This is a genomic window from Gammaproteobacteria bacterium CG11_big_fil_rev_8_21_14_0_20_46_22 (assembly GCA_002796245.1).
Taxonomy (GTDB): domain Bacteria; phylum Pseudomonadota; class Gammaproteobacteria; order UBA12402; family UBA12402; genus 1-14-0-20-46-22.
Window position 1 is genome coordinate 1 of record PCWT01000026.1, and the last position, 4,671, is coordinate 4,671.

Annotated in this window: 6 protein-coding genes; all 6 read right to left on the reverse strand. The window is 37.9% G+C overall.

The annotated features are described in order from the left end of the window. Positions 1 to 1,439: hypothetical protein (locus COV52_03155; GenBank protein ID PIR11584.1), on the reverse strand; the 1,439-nt coding region annotated here is incomplete at its 3' end. 75 nt (positions 1,440 to 1,514) lie between these two features. Then, a complete protein-coding gene (locus COV52_03160) occupies positions 1,515 to 1,862 on the reverse strand; it encodes a hypothetical protein (protein ID PIR11585.1) in 348 nt (115 codons plus the stop codon). A 36-nt stretch (positions 1,863 to 1,898) separates the two neighbouring features. After that, positions 1,899 to 2,609, reverse strand: coding sequence for a hypothetical protein (locus COV52_03165; protein ID PIR11586.1), 711 nt, complete (start codon positions 2,607 to 2,609; stop codon positions 1,899 to 1,901). A gap of 106 nt (positions 2,610 to 2,715) precedes the next feature. Then, on the reverse strand, positions 2,716 to 3,477 hold the full coding sequence (locus COV52_03170; protein ID PIR11587.1) for a hypothetical protein: 762 nt from the start codon (positions 3,475 to 3,477) through the stop codon (positions 2,716 to 2,718). Between the two features lie 84 nt (positions 3,478 to 3,561). Then, positions 3,562 to 4,362 (reverse strand): hypothetical protein, encoded by an 801-nt coding sequence (locus COV52_03175; protein ID PIR11588.1) that lies wholly within the window; start codon positions 4,360 to 4,362, stop codon positions 3,562 to 3,564. A 19-nt stretch (positions 4,363 to 4,381) separates the two neighbouring features. Further along, positions 4,382 to 4,671: hypothetical protein (locus COV52_03180; GenBank protein PIR11589.1), on the reverse strand; the 290-nt coding region annotated here is incomplete at its 5' end.

Consider the following 4,671-nt stretch of genomic DNA (forward strand, 5'->3'; position numbering starts at 1 on the left):
AGCGGCACTCCTTCAAAAACCAACGCCAAAGCATCAGGTGATAACTTAACCTGATCCTCAAATCGTTGACTTAATGTTTTATTAACAGGAAAGCTACTTAGGCAATTCCAAGTGTATATAAGTTTTTGATATTCTTTACCAGCTAACGGCAAATAATCCTCTAGAATAAAATCTCCAATAGACGCTTTTTGAAGCAACTCTTTAAAAGAAGAGACGAATGAGCACGCCATGAATGAGTCAAACTTATTTTTTTGATACTCAAACTTAAATAAAATAGTGTCTTCCAAACTATCGTCATATTGCATACCTAACTGATAAATAGCCTGATGACTCCAAGGCAGTTTCATATTATGCACTTCGACTCCGTGTAGAAAAACAGGGGTCATATTCAGGTTAGCCTGAGAAAACCCAACACCAAAATAATCCCGCCCCAAATCTCCTCTAGATTCTCTTTGATCTCGAATAATACTCATTAACGGATACCATGAAAAATGAGAGGATTGCTGTCTTTGCAAAGATATAGCCTTAATCAAATCAGAGAAACATACACATTCATCATTTAAAATAACTTTTGCAGGCAAATTATTAATAAAACACCCCAAAACTTTTTTATACTTTTTGGGGCGCATATCTTTGGGATAACTAATAAGCACCTGCATTTGATTTAGGAATTTCGCTAAATGTAAACCATATAGTGCAAGTAAAATAACAAATCTTGTTGTATTATTTAAACTTGCCAGACAATTTAAACGATCTATCAAGCTCCCGTTAATTTCAAAAAATATAGCTTCACTACCTCGCGCATTGGAAACAAAGTTAGTATTGCCGGGCAAAGCAACAGATAGCGGCATACCCTTAAGAAATTTTCGCCAAAATCTTTTAGCCGCCTCCGGATTTTTTTTGCTAATTAGCTCAGCTTCAGCATTAATATATTCAGATAGGGAAGGTATATTGCTTGAAAATAGGACCTTCCCCGAAATAAGTGCATTGTATATTTTCGATATCTCGCGTGAAATAATAGCAAGAGATCTACCATCAAGCATTGTATGTTGCACATTGATCAGAAAGTAATAGGTATTTTTTCCTAATAACAAATGAAACCTTAATAAAGGGAACCCTGTTAATGAAAAAGGCAAATTCAACAAGCTAATAATCTGGCTTTCAACAGATAAGGCTGAATCTAATACAGATTCGAAATAAAAATCATCAATATTAAATGAAGCGCAGCAATTATGGTTACCATCATCGCTAAATTGAGAGCGAAAAAGCTCATGCCTCGTGATAAGAAGATGACATGCCTGTTTTAATACATCTTTACGTAAAGCACCTTGAAATTTGTAAACCGCTGAAACATTGTAAGCACTACTATCAGGGTTTCTAGCCCACTCAAGCCAAAATCTTTTTTGGTAAATAGATACAGGCAGTTCTTTATAATGCATCAGCACATACTAAAAGATGATTCCAAGCCACGATTATCATAAACATGATCTACAATGACTAAACAAAAAATAATATTAACCTGGTGTTGGTGACTCAGGTAAAGGCGCCTCTTCCCACTCGTTTAAGAGCGGTGGAGCACTACCATCACTAACGAACCATCGCTGCCCTTTCGTTCTATACGCATCTAAATCATTAATAACCTCTTGATGAAGATCATTCCTCACCCATTTATCTAGTGTCTCAGCATCAGAAAATTTAACTGTAATATTGATACAATCCTTGTCGTGATCATCTCGAGAAGTATCGATACCTACAAAACCTTCCTGCTTAGTAATGATGCTTTGTACATAAGGAAACCATGTTTCGTCAAAATAACGCCTTCCATCTTCGTTTAAATAATGTTTCACATAAACAACTATCATCAACTACCCCCTACATTTTTACTTAAAATCAAACTGTTAGCCTTTATCCCCGCCTTCATCAATAGTGAAGGCAAATGGATTAAAGTTTACACCAACATCATAATTATTCAATCCTTCTGCTTTTGCTGTTAGCTTTGCTAAAAAAAGTGCGGGTACTGCACCAGCGGCAGAAAAAACAACCATTATAACTAGCTCAGGAATTAAAAACGCACTGAATTCACTAAACGGCACTCTGCCCCAAAAGATAAAAACAATCGATATTGTCACCGTAACCGCATCGCCTATAATACTGGAGCCGGTACTTCTCATCCAAAAATACTTTCCTTGTAGCAAGATTTTCCATTTACTAATTAGATAAATATTAATGAATTGCCCTATGATGACAGCGACTATTCCAACGACTGTCCCCCTAAAAAGAAAATTCAACGCCATAGAATATGCGTGCGCATCTGCCTGCCAAAAAGGCGGGTAGGGCAATCTAATGACTATCGCAGTGCAAACAGCCAAAAAAAGTATGCAAAATAATCCTAGCCAAAGAATTTGCCTAGCAATCTGATAACCATATACTTCTGCGACTACGTCTGTAATCAAGGGAGAAACAAAATAAATAAAAGTTCCACCTGTTACATAATAACGACCACCAAGCATGATTAAACGATTAAGAAGGACTTCTTGAGTAAGAAAGCATAATACAAAAGCCGTCACATAAAAGATAAGATATTTATAATGTATGTGTTTCTGCAACATAGGCTTCGCTTCGACTATTTCTTCACTAGGAATGACTAATCGACGATAGTAACATAGGTTAAAATGAATTCCTATAACACATTTTGATCAAAAAATAAACAAGCCATTACATCGAAACTGCCGAAACACCATTATCCACGACTAAGTCTAAACCATGCACGGCACTAGACTCATCACTGGCTAGAAATACAGCGGGCCCCGCTAAATCCTCAGGTTTCATGAAGCCGGTTTTTGTGGGCGTATTTTGTTTTATTTTTTCACTGACCACAGGATTATTAACAAATGTCGCATTGCCTGGCGTATCTGTGCTGCCAGGTGTTAATAAATTGACATTGATATGATACTGCGCCAACTCAGCGACCAATGTCTTAACTAGCGCCCGCAGTGCGCCCTTTGTCGCGCTATAGGCCGATAAACTGGAAAACCCTAAGTTTGCGGCAATTGATGAAACAAAAATAATTTTCCCATATTGTTGCTTCTTCATATAGGGCACCACTTTCTGTGCTAATACAAAAGCACTTTTCAAGTTCGTGTTAATGCTAAAGTCAAAATCTTCCAGCGTATGATCTTCAAATAATTTGAATACCCCTAAGCCTAAATTATTGACCAAAATATCGACGCGTCCATATTTTGAAATGACGGTATCAACTAACTGACTGACTTGACCAGGCTGAGTCACATCACATGTGATGGAAAAAGCCTCTCCGCCATTTTCAAGAATTTTAGCCTCTAACTGCTTACCTGTTTTCGGATTATTTTTATTCACAATAGCAACCCTTGCGCCTTCTTTAGCATAGGCTAAACAAATCGCCTCACCTATGCCTTGTGAGCCGCCTGTAACAATAGCAACTTTGTTTTTTAATCTCACCCATCCTCTCCAATGATTTTCAACCTTTGAATAAACGCTCTTGCAACGCGCAAACTTTACCCAGCTTTAAAATAGTATAACAACTCAATTAATAGCCTTTTTACATACTGTAATCAATTCTTTTTCTGCTTCTAATAAAACAGCATGGCCACAACTTAATTGATAAAAGTCTGCATGAATTGCCTTGGCCACCACCCTTGCATCGTCGAGTGTTGAAAATTGATCCTCAGTCGGCGCGATAACAGTGGCCGGTACTGAAACTTCAGCAATCCACTTTGTAGCATCGAATTCCTTTAATGCGTCGGCCTGTCGAATCTGATCAAGTAGCGTCTGATTACTAAGCCCCTCTGAGATCATCATTTTAAAATCAGCAAAATTAACCGCCTGCTTAAAGCCCTGACCAAAAGCCACCTCCAATAATTTCTTAAAATATAAGTCAAGCTTGTTATTTTGCCTTAACTCTATCAGCACATTGATGTTTTTTATTGCTGCTTCACGCCAGGATACAACAGGGCTTAATAAAACCAGCTGACTCACTAGGTTAGGAAACGAGTACGCTAGCTGTAGTGCTATCGAACTACCGAATGCAAACCCAAAAAAATCCGCTTTCTCAATGCCCAACTTAAATAGCATTTCCTGTATGTTTTGAGCCAGCTCTTCGACAATCAATACACCACCATTATCCCGCGTTAAACCAATACCTTGATTATCAAATATTAAGACGCGGTGTGTATTTTTTAACGCATTAGCCACGGGTCGCCAAAAATCTATATCACAGGTATAGCCTGCAATAAAAACCAAAACTGAATCACCCTCACCAAAAAGTTCATAGTGAAAATTAACGTTTCCAGTATCTAAAAAGTTCATAACTTTAGAACTCTCCATCAATGGTTATTGATTAAGCTTACTTAAATTTCAACTTTAAAGCGCTTCCAGCAACCACAGCAGGATCTTCTCCATCATTTAAGACTTTTCGGCAAATCGGTGTATTATGCGTCTGCCCGGGCATTATCACTTTATTAATTGCAACACCTGCGTCCTTGAGCTTTTTCGCATAGGCTTCACCTTGAGATCGAATACCGCTGTATTCTGGAAGCAGCATTGTTGTACATGGCAACCCGTGAAAGCTGTCGCTCCAATAAGGTGAACAACGCATGTCTTTAGCTTGCGATTTATTTGGTGTATAAAAAGCCA

What these genes read in the sequence shown, in the direction of transcription:
- COV52_03175 (PIR11588.1), bottom strand. Translation starts at nt 4,362, where the DNA reads ATGGAGAGTTCTAAAGTTATGAACTTTTTAGATACTGGAAACGTTAAT.
- COV52_03160 (PIR11585.1), bottom strand. Translation starts at nt 1,862, where the DNA reads ATGATAGTTGTTTATGTGAAACATTATTTAAACGAAGATGGAAGGCGT.
- COV52_03165 (PIR11586.1), bottom strand. Translation starts at nt 2,609, where the DNA reads ATGTTGCAGAAACACATACATTATAAATATCTTATCTTTTATGTGACG.